Source organism: Paraburkholderia sp. HD33-4 (assembly GCF_021390635.1).
Taxonomy (GTDB): Bacteria; Pseudomonadota; Gammaproteobacteria; order Burkholderiales; family Burkholderiaceae; genus Paraburkholderia.
The window spans coordinates 72,713-91,339 of sequence record NZ_JAJEJS010000001.1 but is presented as its reverse complement, the minus strand read 5'-3'; the positions used below and the strand labels follow the sequence as shown (position 1 = coordinate 91,339).

The 18,627-nt window shown below is 64.9% G+C and carries 16 protein-coding genes and 1 pseudogene; 13 read left to right on the top strand and 4 right to left on the bottom strand.

Going from position 1 to position 18,627, the window contains the following annotated elements; translation table 11 throughout:
• Positions 1-236: 236 nt before the first annotated feature.
• Positions 237-1,427 (bottom strand): methionine adenosyltransferase, encoded by a 1,191-nt coding sequence (metK, locus tag L0U84_RS00410; protein WP_233846155.1) that lies wholly within the window; start codon positions 1,425-1,427, stop codon positions 237-239.
• A gap of 285 nt (positions 1,428-1,712) precedes the next feature.
• Between metK and L0U84_RS00405 the strand changes: the two genes are divergently transcribed.
• The 9 genes from L0U84_RS00405 (at position 1,713) to hslU (ending at position 11,559) form a co-directional block, all read left to right on the top strand.
• Positions 1,713-2,597: a lipid A biosynthesis lauroyl acyltransferase gene (locus L0U84_RS00405; RefSeq protein WP_233846139.1), complete on the top strand. Its 885-nt coding sequence runs from the start codon at positions 1,713-1,715 to the stop codon at positions 2,595-2,597.
• A gap of 332 nt (positions 2,598-2,929) precedes the next feature.
• Complete coding sequence (gene dapF, locus L0U84_RS00400; protein WP_233846137.1) at positions 2,930-3,865, top strand: diaminopimelate epimerase; 936 nt, start codon at positions 2,930-2,932, stop codon at positions 3,863-3,865.
• A gap of 57 nt (positions 3,866-3,922) precedes the next feature.
• On the top strand, positions 3,923-4,669 hold the full coding sequence (locus L0U84_RS00395; RefSeq protein WP_233846127.1) for a DUF484 family protein: 747 nt from the start codon (positions 3,923-3,925) through the stop codon (positions 4,667-4,669).
• A 28-nt stretch (positions 4,670-4,697) separates the two neighbouring features.
• Positions 4,698-5,621, top strand: coding sequence for a tyrosine recombinase XerC (xerC, locus tag L0U84_RS00390; protein ID WP_233846125.1), 924 nt, complete (start codon positions 4,698-4,700; stop codon positions 5,619-5,621).
• 61 nt (positions 5,622-5,682) lie between these two features.
• Complete coding sequence (locus tag L0U84_RS00385) at positions 5,683-6,885, top strand: class I SAM-dependent rRNA methyltransferase (RefSeq protein WP_233846123.1); 1,203 nt, start codon at positions 5,683-5,685, stop codon at positions 6,883-6,885.
• 236 nt (positions 6,886-7,121) lie between these two features.
• Positions 7,122-8,222, top strand: a complete 1,101-nt coding sequence (locus L0U84_RS00380; protein ID WP_233846121.1) for a CobW family GTP-binding protein — start codon at positions 7,122-7,124, stop codon at positions 8,220-8,222.
• Between the two features lie 683 nt (positions 8,223-8,905).
• Positions 8,906-9,325, top strand: coding sequence for an RNA polymerase-binding protein DksA (gene dksA, locus L0U84_RS00375; protein WP_008923580.1), 420 nt, complete (start codon positions 8,906-8,908; stop codon positions 9,323-9,325).
• Positions 9,326-9,665: 340 nt separating this feature from the next.
• Complete coding sequence (gene hslV, locus L0U84_RS00370) at positions 9,666-10,202, top strand: ATP-dependent protease subunit HslV (RefSeq protein ID WP_020067243.1); 537 nt, start codon at positions 9,666-9,668, stop codon at positions 10,200-10,202.
• A gap of 10 nt (positions 10,203-10,212) precedes the next feature.
• Positions 10,213-11,559, top strand: a complete 1,347-nt coding sequence (gene hslU / locus L0U84_RS00365; protein WP_233846118.1) for an ATP-dependent protease ATPase subunit HslU — start codon at positions 10,213-10,215, stop codon at positions 11,557-11,559.
• 136 nt (positions 11,560-11,695) lie between these two features.
• Here hslU and L0U84_RS00360 read toward each other — a convergent pair whose 3' ends face one another.
• On the bottom strand, positions 11,696-12,238 hold the full coding sequence (locus L0U84_RS00360) for a response regulator transcription factor (RefSeq protein WP_018419102.1): 543 nt from the start codon (positions 12,236-12,238) through the stop codon (positions 11,696-11,698).
• Positions 12,235-13,545, bottom strand: coding sequence for an ATP-binding protein (locus tag L0U84_RS00355; RefSeq protein WP_233846116.1), 1,311 nt, complete (start codon positions 13,543-13,545; stop codon positions 12,235-12,237). The genes L0U84_RS00360 and L0U84_RS00355 overlap by 4 nt, the downstream gene beginning before the upstream one ends.
• A gap of 124 nt (positions 13,546-13,669) precedes the next feature.
• On the opposite strand from L0U84_RS00355, the pseudogene L0U84_RS00350 reads away from it, so the two are divergent.
• Positions 13,670-15,312: pseudogene (locus L0U84_RS00350) on the top strand (tetratricopeptide repeat protein).
• Between the two features lie 35 nt (positions 15,313-15,347).
• Here the strand turns inward: L0U84_RS00350 and L0U84_RS00345 are convergent.
• Entirely contained in the window at positions 15,348-15,575 is a 228-nt protein-coding gene (locus L0U84_RS00345) for a cysteine-rich CWC family protein (RefSeq protein ID WP_326491150.1), read from the bottom strand.
• Between the two features lie 269 nt (positions 15,576-15,844).
• On the opposite strand from L0U84_RS00345, the gene argB reads away from it, so the two are divergent.
• The 3 genes from argB (at position 15,845) to slmA (ending at position 18,423) form a co-directional block, all read left to right on the top strand.
• On the top strand, positions 15,845-16,744 hold the full coding sequence (gene argB, locus L0U84_RS00340) for an acetylglutamate kinase (RefSeq protein WP_167042160.1): 900 nt from the start codon (positions 15,845-15,847) through the stop codon (positions 16,742-16,744).
• A 160-nt stretch (positions 16,745-16,904) separates the two neighbouring features.
• Positions 16,905-17,672: a pyrimidine 5'-nucleotidase gene (locus L0U84_RS00335; RefSeq protein WP_233846113.1), complete on the top strand. Its 768-nt coding sequence runs from the start codon at positions 16,905-16,907 to the stop codon at positions 17,670-17,672.
• 40 nt (positions 17,673-17,712) lie between these two features.
• Entirely contained in the window at positions 17,713-18,423 is a 711-nt protein-coding gene (gene slmA / locus L0U84_RS00330; RefSeq protein ID WP_233846111.1) for a nucleoid occlusion factor SlmA, read from the top strand.
• Positions 18,424-18,627 lie beyond the last annotated feature (204 nt).

Genomic DNA, 18,627 nt, shown 5'->3' with positions numbered 1-18,627 from the left:
AGTCGCTAGACAGCTGATCCGCTGACCGGCTGCCCGTTCTTCGCTGGGCTGTCTTCGAGCACCACGAGACTTCGAGCGCACCGCCTCGACCTAAGTACCGCGTGTGTCGACGAGCGCTATCTCAGGCACTTTGATAAGCGCGAGACGACGTCGTTGCGCCATCGATAGACAAAGAAAAACCCCGCCCGGCTCACGCCGGCGGGGTTTTTTGCTATCGGGCAGCGGTCGGCTCGCGCTTATTCGGCGAGCGCCGCGACCGGCTCGGTGCCGGCTGCTTCGGCGAGTGCGAGCGCCTTGTCGGTGGCTTCCCACGTGAATTCCGGCTCTTCGCGGCCGAAGTGACCATACGCCGCGCTCTTCTCGTAGACCGGACGCAGCAGGTCGAGCATCTGGATGATGCCCTTCGGACGCAGGTCGAAATGCTGGCGCACGAGTTCCGTGATCGTCGCATCCGACACGCGGCCCGTGCCGAACGTGTTGACCATTACCGACGTCGGCTGGGCGACGCCGATCGCGTACGACACCTGGATCAGGCAGCGCGATGCGAGGCCCGCGGCCACGATGTTCTTCGCGACGTAACGGCCGGCATAAGCTGCCGAGCGGTCCACCTTCGACGGATCCTTGCCCGAGAACGCGCCGCCGCCGTGGGGCGCCGCGCCGCCGTAGGTATCGACGATGATCTTGCGGCCCGTCAGACCGCAATCGCCCTGCGGACCGCCGATCACGAAGCGACCGGTCGGGTTCACGAGGAACTTGATGTCACCCTTGATCAGCTCGGCCGGCAGCGTCGGCTTGATCACTTCCTCGATCACCGCTTCGCGTAGCGTGGCGAGGTCGATGTCGGGCGAATGCTGGGTTGACAGCACGACGGTGTCGATCGAATGCGGCTTGCCGTCGACGTAGCGCACGGTGACCTGCGACTTCGCATCCGGACGCAGCCAGGGCAGACGGCCGTCGCGGCGCAGATTCGCCTGACGCTCGACGAGACGGTGCGACAGGTGGATCGGCAGCGGCATCAGTTCCGGCGTTTCCTCGCACGCGTAACCGAACATCAGGCCCTGGTCGCCCGCGCCTTGATCGAGGTTGTTGTCGTGCGCGCGGTCGACGCCCTGGGCGATGTCCGGCGACTGCTTGTCATAGGCGACGAGCACCGCGCAGCCGCGGTAGTCGATGCCGTAGTCGGTGTTGTCGTAGCCGATGCGCTTGATCGTGTTGCGCGCGATCTGGATGTAGTCGACGTTCGCGGTGGTGGTGATTTCACCGGCCAGCACGACGAGACCCGTGTTGCACAGCGTTTCGGCCGCGACACGCGAGTACTTGTCTTGAGCGAGGATGGCGTCGAGGATCGCGTCCGAGATCTGGTCCGCGACTTTGTCGGGATGGCCTTCGGAAACGGATTCGGAAGTGAAGAGATAGTCGTTTGCCACGTTGCAGACTCCTGTTAGTGGTTACGGTTGCGTTCCACGTAGCCGACTTCGGGAGTCTGAAGCGGCGACGCTTTAGCGGATTACATTACCGATGGACGCTGAACCCATGGAACCCCATGGACCGCACCCGCCGGCTTCGCCCCGCAAGTTGTCTATTAACTCGGCGAAGCCCTTATTATAGCGACTTCCCTTGAAAGTCACAGAGTGTCCACGAGTGCGGTATCACGGCAATTTTTACGCTCCCCCGAATTTCACCCGCTGCGGCGCCGCGCGCCCGGAGGCTGCATGCTGAGCCGCTGCGGCGCGAAGCTCGCGATCGGGCTGCTCAAACTCTTTGCGCTGTTGCCGTATGGATTCGTCGCCCGTCTCGGTGACGGGCTCGGCTGGCTGCTCTACCAGATCCCGAGCCGTCGCAAGCGCATCGTTCATACGAATCTGAAGCTGTGCTTTCCCGACTGGAGCGACGAGCGTCGCGAGGACGTCGCGCAGAAGCACTTCCGTCACGCGATCCGCAGCTATCTCGAGCGCAGCGTGCAGTGGTTCGGCTCGGCCAGGAAGCTCGAAAAACTGATCCAGCTCGACAGCGCGATCGACCTGACGGACCCGAACCTGCCGCCGACACTGTTTCTCGGCTTTCATTTCGTCGGCATCGAGGCCGGTTCGATTTTTCTGAACTACTCGCTGAAGCGCCAGTGCGGCTCGCTGTATCAGCCGATGTCGAATCAGGAGCTCGAGGAAGTCGCGAAAGCGGCGCGCGCGCGTTTCGGCGCGGACATGGCGAGCCGTGCGGACAGCGCGCGCGTCGTGCTGCGCTGGCTGCGCGAACGCAAACCGGTGATGCTCGGCGCGGACATGGACTATGGCGCGCGCAATTCGACGTTCGTGCCGTTCTTCGGCGTACCGACCTGCACGCTGACCGCGGTCGGCCGTCTCGCGAAGGTCGGGCACGCGCAGGTCGTACCGTTCATCGGCGAAGTACTGCCGAACTACAAGGGCTACCGGCTCAAGGTCTTCAAGCCTTGGGATAACTATCCAACCGGCGACGACGACGTTGATGCGCGACGCATGAATGAGTTTCTCGAAGAGCAGATCCCGCTGATGCCCGAGCAGTACTACTGGGTGCACAAGCGGTTCAAGACGCGGCCGCCGGGGATGCCGGGGGTGTATTGAGAGTGCCACCGGGATCGGGTTCGGTCGTCGGTTGCTGGCCGGGCCGGGATAAAAATCGATCGACTGCAATCGGTCCGCGTGGTGCGCTCCAAGCGTGCGTATAGAGGAACTCGTGACCCTGGCTCCCAGCAATCAGAGCACGTCGAATCATGGCGGGGAGGCGGCATCACGGCCCCTTGCCCGCCATACCGTTTCAGATGTGCCAACGTGTATCATCTGCTATTGGCCGGGCACGGCTCGAATGGGTAATTCACCCGACGGCCGGCGCGGCCCGGATTTTCGGCTTCGCCAGCGCACGCGAAGCCCTACGCGGCAACGGATACACGGAAAACGTGAAGCTCAAATTCACCAAAATGCACGGCGCGGGCAACGACTTCGTCGTGCTCGACGGCTATACCCAACCGGTTGATCTGACCACGGCTCAGGTGCGCGCGCTCGCAAACCGCCATTTCGGCGTCGGCGCCGACCAGTTGCTGCTGGTCGAAAAGCCGACCGTCGAAGGCGTCGATTTCAGATATCGCATCTTCAATTGCGACGGCGGCGAGGTCGAGCACTGCGGCAACGGCGCGCGCTGCTTCGTCAAGTTCGTGCGCGAGCGCGGCCTCACCAACCAGCGCAGCGTGCGCGTGCAAGTCCAGAAAGGCACGATCACGCTGACGATGCAGGACAACGGCGAGGTGATCGTCGACATGGGCACGCCCGTGTTCGATCCCGATCTCGTCCCCTTCGCGACCAAGGGCCTGCAAAGCCGCCGCGAAGGCGCCGATACGCTCTGGCCGCTCGACGTGAACGGCACGACGCGCTGGATGTCGGTGGTGTCGATGGGTAATCCGCACGCGGTGCAGGTCGTCGACGATGCCGAGGCGTTCCCGGTGCTGGTCGAAGGTCCGGCCATCGAAAAGCACACGCGCTTCCCGCAGCGGGTCAATGCGGGCTTCATGCAAATCGTCAACCGCAACGAGATCAGGCTGCGCGTGTACGAACGCGGCGCGGGCGAAACGCTTGCGTGCGGCACCGGCGCGTGCGCGGCGGTCGCGGCCGGTATCCGGCGCGGGCTGCTGGATTCGCCGGTGCTCGTGCATACGCATGGCGGCGATCTGACCATCTCGTGGGACATCGCGCAACAAGGCGCACCGCTGCTGATGGCCGGCCCGGCGGCCACCGTCTTCGAAGGGGAGATCGAGTTGGCCGAAGAGGCGTCGAGCGCGTCGCCGAACTCGTCGCAGCACGATCCGTCCAGCCCGGCCGCCGTGACGCCCTCCGTCTAACCCATTGACCGACGCGCCGCCGCGAGGCGGCCATCCCGTAGTCTTCCAGCCGAAACCATGAACGATCGCGAAGTCTCCGAATACCTGCTGGCCAATCCCGAATTCTTCGTCGAACACGCGGAAACGCTTGCGACGATCCGGCTGGCGAACCCGCACGGCAAAGCCGCGGTGTCGCTGCAGGAACGGCAGATGGAGATGCTGCGCGACAAGAACAAGCATCTCGAGCGGCGTCTTGCCGAGCTGCTGCGCTACGGTCACGAGAACGACAGCATCGCGTCGAAATTCAATCGCTGGACCATCCGCGTGATGGCCGAGCGCGATCCGTACGCGCTGCCGCGCACGATCGCCGGCGGTCTGCGCGACATCTTCGACGTGCCGCAAGCGGCGCTGCGCGTGTGGGACGTCGCCGAGCCGTATGCGCAAGCCGACTTCGCGCGCCACGTCAGCGAGGAAGTGCGCATTTTCGCGGGCAGCCTCAGCACGCCTTACTGCGGCGCGAACACCGGCTTCGAGGCCGCGCAGTGGCTCGCACAAGCGGCGAGCGTGTCCAACGGGGCGTCCAACCCGGCAACGAGCACGGCCGACGACCACGGCGTCGCGTCGAGCGACACGGTGCAGACCACCGAATCGATCTCCCTGCTCGCGCTGCGCGACCCCGAAGCTGCCGAAGATGCGCCAACGTTCGGCCTGCTCGTGATGGGCTCGTCCGACCCGCGACGCTTCCACGAAGGCATGGCCACCGATTTCCTCACGCAGATCGGCGCGCTCGCGAGCGCCGCGCTGAGCCGGCTGCTGCCGCGCTGAGCCGCGCCACGCAACGTCACCGCGCACCGTGACCGCCGCCGACCCGATCGCCACCTACCTGTCGCATCTCGAGCACGAGCGGCGGCTGTCGGCACATACGCTGCGCGGTTACACGCACGAGCTCGCGGAGCTGAAGCAGCTCGCCAAAGGCCGACCGCTCGAAAGCCTCACCGCCGTCGACATCCGCGGCGCCGTCGCGCGTGCGCATGCGGGCGGTCTCACCGCGCGGTCGATCGGCCATCGGCTGTCGGCGTGGCGCGCGTTTTATCGCTGGCTGGCGGGCCACGTCGAGCTGCCGGCCAATCCGGTCGCCGCGGTGCGCGCGCCGAAGCAGGCAAAAACGCTGCCCAAGGCGCTTTCCGTCGACGACACCGCGCGCCTGATGGACAGCCCGCCCGCCGACTCCCCCGAAGGGCTGCGCGATCACGCGATGCTCGAGCTGTTCTATTCGTCGGGCCTGCGCCTCGCCGAACTGGTCGGCCTCGATGTGCGTTTCGCGGACGTCGACGGCCATCGCTCGGCCGGCTGGCTGAAGCTCGATTCCGGCGAAGTCGAAGTGCTCGGCAAAGGCAACCGGCGCCGCGTCGTGCCGGTGGGCAGCCAGGCGGTCGCGGCGCTGAACGCCTGGCTCGCGGTGCGCGAACAGATGGTCCGCCACGATCCGCATCCGCTTTTCCTGTCGGCGCGCGGCAACCGGCTCTCGCCGAACGTCGTGCGCGAACGCGTGAAGCGCGCGGCGCTCGCCGCCGGCATTCCTGCCAATGTGCATCCGCACGTGCTGCGCCATTCGTTCGCGACGCACGTGCTGCAGTCGAGCGGCGATCTACGCGCGGTGCAGGAGCTGCTCGGCCACGCGAGCATCACCGCGACGCAGGTTTATACGGGCCTCGATTTCCAGCACCTCGCCCACGTCTACGACAGCGCGCATCCTCGCGCCAAGAAACGCAACTGATCACGCGAGTGACGCCGCGCGCCACCACGCGCCTCCTTCGCTCGCACCTTATCGATACCTGATGAATACCGTTACGCTCAAACCGTCGAAAGAAAAATCGCTGCTGCGCCGCCATCCGTGGGTTTATGCCAATGCGATCGAGCACGTCGACGGCCGTCCCGCACCCGGCGCGACCGTGCTGGTGCGCGCGCATGATGGCCGCTTTCTCGCGCGCGCCGCCTACAGCCCGCACTCGCAGATCCGCGCGCGCGTATGGAGCTTCGACGAAGCCGAACCGATCGATCACGCGTTCTTCAAGCGCCGCGTGCAGCGTGCGTTCGCGCATCGTCAGGCGATGGTGCGCGACACCGGCGCCGTGCGGCTGATCTTCGGCGAGGCGGACGGTCTGCCGGGCCTGATCGTCGACTACTACGTCGCCGAGGACGCGGGCCAGCGCAGCCAGATCGTTTGCCAGTTCATGGCGGCCGGCGTCGAAGCGTGGAAGGACGCGATCGTCGCGGCGCTGATCGGCGCGACCGGCTGCCCGAACGTCTACGAGCGCTCGGACGTGTCGATCCGTCAGAAGGAAGGGCTCGAGCAGATCACCGGTGTGCTCGCGGGCGAGCCGCCGTCGGAGAAGCTGATCGCAAGCGAAAACGGCGTGCGCTATCACGTCGACGTGCGCAACGGCCACAAGACCGGCTTCTATGTCGACCAGCGCGACAACCGCCTGCTCGTGCAGCAGTTCGCACAAGATCGCGACGTGCTGAACTGCTTCTGCTACACCGGCGGCTTTTCGCTCGCGGCGCTCAAGGGTGGCGCGAAGCGCGTGGTGTCGGTCGATTCGTCGGGTGAGGCGCTCGCGCTCGCGCAGCAGAACGTCGCGGCCAACGGCTTCGACGCCGGGCGCGCGAGCTGGCTCGACGCGGATGCGTTCAAGACGATGCGGCGTCTCTACGACGAAGGCGAGCGCTTCGACCTGATCGTGCTCGATCCGCCGAAGTTCGCGCCATCGCGCGAGCATGTGGACCGTGCATCGCGCGCGTACAAGGACATCAATCTGACGGGCCTGAAGCTGCTGCGTCCGGGCGGACTGCTGTTCACCTACTCGTGCTCGGGCGCGATCGATCTCGAGCTGTTCCAGAAGATCGTGTCCGGCGCTGCCGCCGACGCGCGCGTCGACGCACGCATCCTGAAGCGCCTTGGCGCGGGCGTCGATCATCCGCTGCTCACGGCGTTCCCCGAAGGCGAGTATCTGAAGGGGCTGCTGTTGCAAATCGCCTGATCGCCCTTATTTATCTGGCGATTGCGCGTGCCGCGGGCAGCCGCGGCCAGCCTCCGCGCGGGCGGCCATGAACCGGCCGCAAGGCGGCTGCCTCTGCGCCCGCCAGGCAAATATGTTTCAATAACCGGCTGGACAGGGCCGCGCGCCATCGGGCTGCGGCGGCCGGCCTAACGCATCTGGCTAGCCTTGCGCTAGCGTTCGATCACGCACCGTTTCACGACTTACAGGCGACCCACATGATTCCAGTCACCATCCTGACCGGCTTTCTCGGCAGCGGCAAAACCACCCTGCTCAAGCGCATCCTGAACGAAAAGCACGGCATGAAGATCGCCGTCATCGAAAACGAGTTCGGCGAAGAGAACATCGACAACGAGATCCTCGTGCAGAACACGACCGAGCAGATCATCCAGATGAGCAACGGTTGCATCTGCTGCACGATTCGCGGCGACCTGTCGCGCGTGCTCAACGATCTGGCCGCGAAGAAGCAGGCGGGCGAAGTGGACTTCGACCGCGTCGTGATCGAAACCACCGGCCTCGCGAATCCGGGCCCCGTCGCGCAAACCTTCTTCATGGACGACCAGATCGCCAGCGAATTCCTGCTCGACGCGATCATCACGCTGGTCGACGCGAAGCACGCGAACCATCAGCTCGACGAGCACGAAGTGGTGCAGCGCCAGGTCGGTTTCGCTGACCGCCTGTTCATCACGAAGGCCGATCTCGTCGACGAGCGGCACGTGGACGATCTGCGCCACCGTCTGCTGCACATGAACCCGAAGGCGGCGATCAAGGTCGTCAATTTCGGCGAGGCGGACATCAAGGAAATTTTCGATCTGCGCGGCTTCAACCTGAACTCGAAGCTCGAAATCGATCCGGACTTCCTGGCCGAAGACGAACACGCGCACAGCCACGCGCATGCGCACGACGAGCACGGCCACACTCACGGCGACCATGACCACGATCACGCCAACTGCGATCACGACCATGGCCAGTGCGATCACGAAGGCCACGATCATGGCCATCATCACCATGCGCATCACGACGACAAGATCAAGTCGTTCGTGTACCGCAGCGATCGTCCGTTCGATGCGAACAAGCTCGAAGACTTCCTCGGCGGCATCCTGCAGATCTATGGCGAGCACCTGCTGCGCTACAAGGGTGTGCTGTACATGAAGGGCGTCGATCGCAAGGTCGTGTTCCAGGGTGTGCATCAAATGATGGGCAGCGACCTCGCCGCGAAATGGCAACCGGCCGAGAAGAAGACCAACAAGATGGTATTCATCGGCATCGAACTGCCGCGCGACCTGATCACCGACGGTCTCGACGCCTGCCTCGCCTGAGCGGGCGCAAGCGCCGTCTCCCTGGCAAGCCCCGGAGAAAGCCCACGGCATGCCGCGCGCAGCGCGGCATGCGTCGTGCTACTTATATTGCGCCGGGACGTCCGTCGCCGACTGCGCGGGCGGAAATCCTCTGCTGAAACTGCGACTTTGCGGCGCCGAGACCGTTCGAAAGCGCCCCATATGAAAAACGCGTGAAAACCCTGCTGTATTAAAGCGTGCACGACCATCGCTTTTTGGCTTTGTGCGCGTTATATTTTCGGGATATCGCGGCGCCGCGGGCAGATTTTCAGCAGTTGCAGTGCCGGATTGCGATTCAGTTACAATACGTGCCCACTGGAGAATGACAACGAATTGCCCGGTCGCGCGTATCCCGCGACGGGCCTGAAACGGCGCCGGAAAATCTTGTCCGGAGACACGCCGAAAACGCCGGCGGGCAAGGCCTGAAAGGGCATGCGCTTGTCGGCGAGCGATGCCTCAGGAGCATGTGTGAATCGGTTTCCAGAGGAGTTCGGCCCCGCAGCGGCGTAGCTAGCAACGCCCGGTGTGTGGGCGCCAGACGCTTCGGCGTCACGACAGTCCAACGTTCGTGGCCACCCTGCGCTGCGCGTCCGCGCGACGCGTTTGCGGGCAATACGAAAGTGCGGGCACTATGAGTTTTGCCTCACATTGAAGAAGTAAGCCAGATGACGACGAAACGACTCTTGACCGAAGCCGAAATCCTGAAGATGAGCGACAAGGATTACATGAATGAGGATCAGCTCGCCTTCTTCAAGAACAGGCTCGAACAGTTGCAGGCGGACATTCTCCGCAATGCCGGCCAGACGACCGAGAATCTGCGCGAAACGGTCATCGTGCCGGACCCGGCCGATCGCGCGACGATCGAGGAAGAGCATGCGCTCGAACTGCGCACGCGCGACCGCGAGCGCAAGCTGCTGAAGAAGGTGCAGCAATCGATCGCGCGAATCGAGGCGGGCGACTACGGCTGGTGCGAAGAAACCGGCGAGCCGATCGGCATTCCGCGTCTGCTCGCGCGGCCCACGGCCACGCTGTCGCTCGAAGCCCAGGAGCGCCGCGAACTGCGCCAGAAGCTGTTCGGCGACTGATTAGCTGCGGCGCGGGCTTCGGCCTGGCGCCCGCCAAAACGCTGCTTCGTCGAGAGGCGCACGGTGAACCGTGCGCCTTTTCTTTTTGCGCGACGTCCGCGCAAGCTCCGTCGTCCCCCCGTCCCACCGCCCCTTTCCGCCTCTTTTCTCAGGCTCCCTGAGCGAATTTTCAGTTTTTCGTCCTATGCCTTCCGGCGGATCTTGATATGACCGCGCGCGCCCTAAAATAGATCGGACATGCGCTCACGAGCGCGCCGGCCGGCGCGCCGTCCGCTGACTGGATTCATGCGGTAGCGCGCAGCGCTGCCGCGTCCTACCCGTTTTGCAAAGAGGAACGCATATGGAGCAATTTCACGGCACGACGATCGTCTCCGTGCGACGCGGTGACAAGGTCGCGCTCGGCGGCGACGGTCAGGTGACGCTCGGCAACATCGTCATGAAAGGCGGCGCGAAGAAGGTCCGGCGCATCTACAACGGCAAGGTGCTGGTCGGCTTCGCCGGCGGCACGGCGGATGCCTTCTCGCTGCTCGACCGCTTCGAGGCAAAGCTGGAAAAACATCAGGGCAATCTGACGCGCGCGGCCGTGGAGCTCGCGAAAGACTGGCGTACCGACCGCATGCTGCGTCGTCTCGAAGCCATGCTGATCACCGCGGACGCGACCACCACGCTCGTCATCACCGGCAATGGCGACGTGCTCGATCCCGAAGGGGGCATCTGCGCGATCGGCTCGGGCGGTGCGTACGCGCAGGCGGCCGCGAAAGCGCTGGCCGACAACACCGAGCTTTCGCCGCGCGAGATCGTGGAGAAGTCGCTGGAAATCGCCGGCGACATGTGCATCTACACGAACCATAACCGCGTCATTGAGACGATCGAGTAAGGACCCATCGATGAGCACCATGACCCCCGCCGAGATCGTCTCCGAACTCGACAAACACATCATCGGCCAAGGCCGCGCGAAGAAAGCCGTGGCCGTCGCGCTGCGCAACCGCTGGCGCCGTCAGCAGGTCGACGATCCGCTGCGCCAGGAAATCACGCCGAAGAACATTCTGATGATCGGACCGACCGGCGTCGGCAAAACCGAAATCGCGCGGCGTCTCGCGAAGCTCGCGGACGCGCCGTTCATCAAGATCGAAGCGACCAAGTTCACCGAAGTCGGCTACGTGGGCCGCGACGTCGACAGCATCGTGCGCGACCTGATCGAGATCTCGGTCAAGCAGACCCGCGAAACCGAAATGCGCAAAGTGCGGACCAAAGCCGGCGATCTGGCCGAAGACCGCATCCTCGACATCCTGCTGCCTACCGCACGACCGGTCGGCTTCGGTTCGAGCTCGAGCTCGACCGACACTGCCGACGAAGGCAGCACGACGCGTCAGACGTTCCGCAAGCGCCTGCGCGAAGGCCAGCTCGACGACAAGGAAATCGAGCTCGACGTCGAGCAGCCGCAGGTCGGCATGGACATCATGGGGCCGCCGGGCATGGAAGACATGACCGAGCAGATCCGCTCGATGTTCGCCAACATCGGCGGCGGCAAGAAGACGCGTCGCAAGATGAAGGTCAAGGAAGCGCTGAAGGTGCTCACCGACGAAGAAGCCGGCAAGATGCTGAACGACGAAGAGGTGAAGGCCAAGGCGGTGCAGAACGTCGAGCAGAACGGCATCGTGTTTCTCGACGAAATCGACAAGATCGCGTCGCGCAACGAAGCGGGCGGCGGCGAAGTCTCCCGTCAGGGTGTGCAGCGCGACCTGCTGCCGCTCGTCGAAGGTACGACGATCAACACCAAGTACGGCATGGTGAAGACCGATCACATCCTGTTCATCGCGAGCGGCGCGTTTCATCTCGCGAAGCCGAGCGATCTGATTCCGGAGCTGCAAGGGCGCTTCCCGATTCGCGTCGAACTCGACTCGCTGTCGGTCAAGGACTTCGAATCGATCCTCGTGTCGACCGATGCGAGCCTCGTCAAGCAATACCAGGCCCTGCTCGCGACCGAAGACGTGCACCTCGAATTCGCCGACGACGGCATCCGCCGTCTTGCCGAAATCGCGTACTCGGTCAACGAGAAGACCGAGAACATCGGCGCGCGGCGTCTTTATACGGTCATCGAAAAGCTGCTCGAGGAAGTGTCGTTCTCGGCCGGTAATCATTCGGGCCGTGCAGTGCAGATCGACGCGGCGTATGTGGATCGCGCATTGAACGAAGTCGCGCAAGACGAGGATCTGTCGCGCTACGTGCTGTGATAGGTGCGGTGACAGCGCGAAGCGCTGATGCATGAAAAACGGGCTGCCTTCTCATAGGCAGCCCGTTTTGTTTTGTGCAGCCCAACCCGCGGCAGCGTTGCCTCGAACAGCCAACGCCGCGCTGGACGATCGCGGCCTACTGCTTCACCGGCCGCTTCGCCAGCTTGCGCTGCAACGTGCGCCGATGCATGTTCAACGCGCGCGCGGTCGCGGAGATATTGCCGTTGTGTTCGGCGAGCACACGCTGGATATGTTCCCATTCGAGCCGTGCCACCGACAGCGGCTGCGGATGCTCGATCGCCTCCTCGGCCTGCAACGCGCTCGCCTCGCTTTGCAGCGCCGACAGGATCGTTTCGACGTTGGCGGGCTTCGCGAGATAGTTGTCGGCGCCGTCCTTGACCGCCTGCACCGCGGTGGCGATGCTCGCGTAGCCGGTCAGCACGAGCATGCGCGCATCGGGCTGCAGATCGCGTAACGGCGCCACGAGCGTAAGACCGGAGTCGTTGCCCAGATGCAGGTCCACGGTGATCTCGCTGAACTTCTGCTGATTCGCGAGCCGGATCGCCTCATCCGCGTTGTGCGCTTCGCTCACCGTGTAGCCGCGCCGCGTCAAACCGCGCGCGAGGATGCCGGAGAACACTTCGTCGTCGTCGATCACCAGAAAATTCTTTTCGCTCATGCCTGTTTCTCCGTGTTGGATGGCGCGGCGCCTTGTGGGCTCGCTCCGGAAATCTTGCGCGCAGCGTGCGGCAGCCGCAGCACCGCGCGCGTGCCGAGCGGCCGCCCGCCGTTGGCGTCGGTCAGCTCGATCGATCCCTTCAGACGCGCCGCCGCCGAAAACGCCAGATACAGGCCGACGCCGTGGCCGCCCTGCGTGCTGTTCACCGGCATCGAGCCGAGCGAGCCGCGTAGCGCGACCGGAATGCCCGGACCGTGGTCACACACTTCGAACACGATCTGATCACCGCGTGGCGCGAGCGTGCAGGACAGCGTCACGTGATCGCGGCTCGCGCGCGCGGCGTTGTCGAGCAGGATCGTGAGTATCTGGCCGACGGCCACCGTGTCGTTGAGACTGACATCGGCGGGCGGCGTGCCGATCCGCTCGAACGTCACGTGCGGATGGCGAAGGCGCCATTGCTCGGCGAACGAATCGAGCCATTCGCCGACCGGCTGGCGGTTCGTCGTGGTCGTCGCTCGGCTGCGCAAGCGCGCGAGCGCCGACGTGCACAGCGTCATCTGCTGCTCGAGCAGTTCGAGATCGGCGCGGTAGGGCGCGAGTCCCGCGTCGGTGCGCGCCGCGTCGCGCAACTCTTCGGACAACATCGCGATTGTAGACAGAGGGGTGCCGATTTCGTGAGCCACGGTGGCCGCCTGCACGCCGAGCGCGACTGCCCGTTCGTCCTGGAGCAAGCGCTGCTGCGCTTCTCCAAGCGCTGCGTCACGTAGCCGCAGGGCCCGCGACATGCGCGCGACGAACCACGCGATCAGCCCCACGCTGACCATGAAGTTGACCCACAGGCCCGAGCGGTAGTAGTCGAACAGGTTGGCCGGATTCTCGAGATTGAGCGGAACGGAAGCGAAACTGAGCACGGCGTAGCAGGCGACTGCGAACGCCGCGAGCCAGGCCATCAGATACCAGGGCAGCACGGCCGCCGCGATCGCGAGCGATGGCAGGTATAGCGACACGAACGGATTGGTGGTGCCGCCGGACAGGAACAGCAGCGCCGACAACGCCCCGAGATCGACCCAGATTTGCCCGAACAGCTCCATGTTGGACTCGGGACGCTGCTGCGACACGCGCCACCACGTGAGCGCGTTGAACAGCACTTCGAGCCCGATCACGAGCAGCATCGCGGGCAACGGCAGATTGGCGCCGATGAAGATCTGCACGAACGCGATCGTCAGCAGCTGACCGATGATCGCGAGGCTGCGCAGCCAGAACAGATGACCGAGATTGACGCGGCCGGTGTTGGTTATACGGTGCATGACCCTAGTCTACCCGTTCGGGAACGTCTGGCTGACCGCGGCCGGGTGCCGGTAACATGACTGTCTTCGAAATAGCATTGCGCGCCGCCAGGCTGCATCGACGACTCTGCCGCGCGATCCCTTCATGCTGCCCACCGTCATTTGCGAAGCCGACGCTTCGTCCGCATTCCTGACTTTTCTGCGCGATGCCGCCAAGGCCCGCGCCAGCGGTGCCAAGGCAGACGAAGCCCGTTGCATCGACGCCGCGGCCAAACTGTTTCCGCTCGACGGCGGATCGCTCAACGCGCTGATCACCGCATGGCTCGCGCAGCAGCGCCATGCACAGGCGATCGAACTCGCCGCCATTATTGCCCAACTCGATGCGGGGAGCGCCGTCGCGCAGTTCCGCGCCGGCTACACGCTGCAGATGGGCGGCCGACACGCCGACGCGATCGTCCCGTATCGTCGCGCTCTGACGCTCGATCCCGCGCTGGCGCAGCTACGCAACAATCTCGCGAGCGCGCTGTCGCTCACCGGCGGCGACCTGAACGAACAGCTCGCACTGCTCGAAGCTGCGACTCGCGATACCCCCGACGATGGCAACGCATGGATCAATCTCGCCAACGCGTATCGCCAGAATCTTGACCTGCGGCACGCGCTCGAAGCCGGCGCGCAGGCCGTGCGGTGCGCGCCCGCCAGTCCGCTGGCCCACAACAACTATGCGCTGACGTTACGTGAAGCGCAACGCTGGGACGACGCCGAACAGGCCGCCACGACGGCCTGCGAACTCGCTCCGCAGGATCCGGCGATGCGCTCGAACCTCGGCATGCTGCAACTTTTGCGTGGTCGATACGCCGAGGGGTGGCCGTCGCACGAGGCACGCTGGGACGGTTCGAAGGAGCTCGGCGGCAACCGTCCCGTGATGCCCGCCACGCTGTGGCGCGGCGAGCCGCTTGCCGGCAAGACGCTGCTCGTTTGGGGCGAACAGGGGATGGGCGACGTGCTGCAGTTCAGCCGCTATATCCCGATGCTGGCCGAGCGTGTGCACCGCGAGGGCGGCCGCGTCGTGTGGAATTCGTTTCCGCAGATGGGCGCACTGCTCGCGCGAAGTATCGGCGCTCATGTCGACGGTTTCTCGTCCGGCGGCGGCGTCGAATCGCTGCCGCCGATGGACTATGAAATCCCGCTGCTGAGCCTGCCGCTGATCTTCGACACCCGCGAAGAGACCATTCCCGCCTCGCCCTATCTGTTCGCCGATGTGGCAGCGCGCGAGGCGTGGCGCCAGCGCCTTGCCGGCAAACGCGGCCTGAAGGTCGGGCTCGCCTGGACCGGCAGCCGCGGGCATCAGCGCAACCCGTTTCGTAGCGTCGGCTGGCAGCGCTATGCGGCGCATTTCGCAGGTGTCAGCGACGTCACGTTCTACTCGCTGCAGCCGGGTGCGGCCGCCGAGGTCGACGCCGCCCGTGCAGCAGGCCTGCACATCATCGATCACACCGCGAGCCTCGCGAGCCTCGCGAGCTTCGATGACACCGCCGCATTCGTCAGCGCGCTCGACCTCGTGATCACCGTGTGCACATCCGTCTCGCATCTGAGCGGCGCGCTCGGTCAGCGCACGTGGGTGCTGCTCGACGTCAATCCGCATTGGGTGTGGTTGTGGAGCGCGGCGACAGCCCGTGGTATCCGAGCGCCACCTTGTATCGGCAGCCGCGGTTCGGCGAATGGGAGCCGGCGCTGGAAGCGGTTGCGCGCGATCTGCGCACTCTGGCGGCGCAACATCGCGGCGCGTAGTCGGGTTTCCGATCAGCCGCGGGCAAACGCGGCGATCACGGCCGCTCATCCCCACTCGCCTCGCGGGTCGCCTGTGCGATCTCCGCGGCGAGACATTGCGGGCACAGGCACCCGCTACCCCGCTTCAGCCGCTCGGCCGGCAGCGGCGGCAGAGCGCGGCACCAGCACGGGGACGACGTCTCGCCCCGCATGCCGCAATCGAAGGCATTGCCGCAGCGCGGACAGCGCGCGCTGCGCTCGGAGCGGGCAGAAGACGATTTCATTGCTGATGGGCGCACAAGCGCCGGGGACATCGGTCAGATCATGATGCCATGACTGATACGCTTAGGTGCAGTCGGCCGTTCGGCCAATGCACAGCCGTCACGCAAGTGCGTTACGCTTGGCTGTTCGCCGCGCCCCCGTGGCCCCTCATGGTGCGGTACGCAATGCCTGCACCGCCCGTCGCTCGCGCCGCTGCCGAAAACCCTGTTGCAGCGCGCCAGTCCTGTACAATTCGCGCTGTTTTAACTGTTCCGTGCCCGAGCCTGCCGCCATGTCCGAGCTTCCCGATCTCTCGCAGATTGCGCCTACCCTGAAAGCCGAAATTCTGGCCGAGGCGCTGCCTTACATCCGCCAGTATCACGGCAAGACCGTGGTCATCAAATACGGCGGCAACGCCATGACCGAAGAGCGTCTGAAGCAGGGTTTCGCGCGCGACGTGATTTTGCTGAAGCTGGTCGGCATCAACCCGGTCATCGTGCACGGCGGCGGTCCGCAAATCGACCAGGCGCTTAAGAAAATCGGTAAACAGGGCACGTTCATCCAGGGCATGCGCGTCACCGACGAAGAGACGATGGAAGTCGTCGAATGGGTGCTCGGCGGCGAGGTGCAGCAGGACATCGTGATGCTGATCAACCACTTCGGCGGCCACGCGGTCGGCCTGACCGGCAAGGACGGCGGCCTGATCCATGCGCGCAAGATGCTGATGCCGGATCGCGACAATCCGGGCCAGTACGTCGACATCGGCCAGGTAGGCGAAGTCGAGTCGATCAACCCGGCGGTCGTGAAGGCGTTGCAGGACGACGCGTTCATTCCGGTGATATCGCCGATCGGTACCGGCGAAGACGGCCTGTCGTACAACATCAACGCGGATCTCGTCGCGGGCAAGCTGGCAGTCGTGCTGAACGCCGAAAAGCTCGTGATGATGACCAACATCCCCGGCGTGATGGACAAGGAAGGCAACCTGCTGACCGATCTGTCGGCGCGCGAAATCGACGGTTTGTTCGAAGACGGCACGATCTCCGGCGGCATGCTGCCGAAAATCTCGTCCGCGCTCGATGCGGCAAAGAGCGGCGTGCGCTCGGTGCACATCATCGACGGCCGCATCGAGCACTCGGTGCTGCTCGAAATCCTGACCGAACAGCCGTTCGGCACGATGATCCGCTCGCATTGAGCGTTGCGGCATCCCCGGCACAGGTATTGCGCCCCTGCGGCGCGGCGCCTGTGCCCCACCTCGCGGCCGGCAGTCTATGCGCGCCCCCGAGCGCTGAGGCGGCAAGCTTTCCGCATCTGCAGCGTGAAACGCCCCCCGTCAGCGGCTGAAGACCTCCACCATGCGCACCCCCACTACCCGGCGCCGCCGTCCTGACATCGCGGGCGGCAAGCCAGTCTGGTTGTTCGATCTCGACAACACGCTGCACCACGCGTCGCATGCCATTTTCCCCGCGATCAATCGCGGTATGACCGAGTACATCATCGACGCGCTGCACGTCGACATCGACGAAGCCAACCGTCTGCGCACCGGCTACACGCTGCGCTACGGCGCAGCACTGCTCGGTCTCACGCGCCACCATCCGCTCGACGCGCACGACTTCCTGAAGTTCGTGCATACGTTCCCCGACCTCGGCTCGATGATCCGTCACGAGCGCGGCGTCGCGCGCCTGGTCGCGGCGCTGCCGGGCCGCAAGATCGTGCTGACCAACGCGCCCGAGACTTACGCACGCGCGGTGCTCGCCGAGTTGCGCATCGAGCGCCTCTTCGAGCGCGTGATCGCGATCGAGCACATGCGTGATCGCCGTCAGTGGCGCGCGAAGCCCGATCACGCGATGCTGCGCCGCGCGATGCGCGACGCGCACGTGTCGCTGAAAGACGCGATCCTCGTCGAGGACACGCGTTCGCATCTGAAGAACTATCGGCGGCTCGGCATCCGCACCGTGTGGATCACCGGGCACCTGCCGCGCAAGCCGCACGCCGACGGCGTACCAACACGCCTGCCGGGCACCGGCCGGCCGCATTATGTCGACCGCAGCATTCGTTCGCTAAAATCGCTACGACTGGGCACGCGCTCGGTTCGATGGAAGGGACGCAAGCCGGGACCGTAGGGACAAAAGCCGCCAACACATCAGCCGGGGGACGACAGCCATGCAGCCGACCGACAAGCCTGACGAAGCCTTAGCCGCAGCCTCCCCCGCGGCACCCGCTGCGACACGCTCGCAGCGTCCGAAGCCCGGCGAGCGCCGCGTGCACATCCTGCAGACGCTCGCCAGCATGCTCGAGGCTCCGAAGAGCGAAAAGGTCACCACGGCCGCGCTCGCCGCCAGGCTCGGTGTGTCGGAAGCTGCGCTGTACCGCCATTTCGCCAGCAAGGCGCAGATGTTCGAAGGCCTGATCGAGTTCATCGAGCAGACGCTGTTCGGTCTCATCAACCAGATCACCGGTCGCGAAAGCAATGGCGTGCTGCAGGCGCGCGCGATCACGCTGATGCTGCTCAACTTTCCCGCGAAAAATCCCGGCATGACACGCGTGCTGACCTGCGAGGCGCTGGTCGGCGAGCATGAGCGGCTGACCGAGCGCGTGAACCAGATGCTCGAACGGGTCGAGGCATCGCTGAAGCAGTGCTTGCGGCTCGCGCAGAGCGAAGCGCTTGCCCGCGCGGATACCGATGACGCGGACAACGCCGACCGGCAGACCGCGCAGCAGTCCACTGCGCTGCCTGCCGGCTACGATCCCGCGATTCGCGCGAGCCTGCTGGTGAGCTACGTGATCGGCCGCTGGCATCGCTATGTGCGCAGCGGCTTCGCGCGGCCGCCCGCCGAACACGCGGACGAGCAACTGCTGTTGATCCTCCAGTAGTCCGCGAGCACGCGCACCCGTCGCGCCGTTGCCGCGCGAAATTTTCCGCTATACTTTTGCGACTGACGCCGCCGCGCTCCGACGATGCATAACGGAGCGCGCCAAAGGCATCCCGAACACGTTGCACCCGTTTCACACCCTTTAACGCGCCGATTTGCTGACTCGATTGCGGGCGCGCGAACCCAAGGCCCAAGGCCCGCGGTT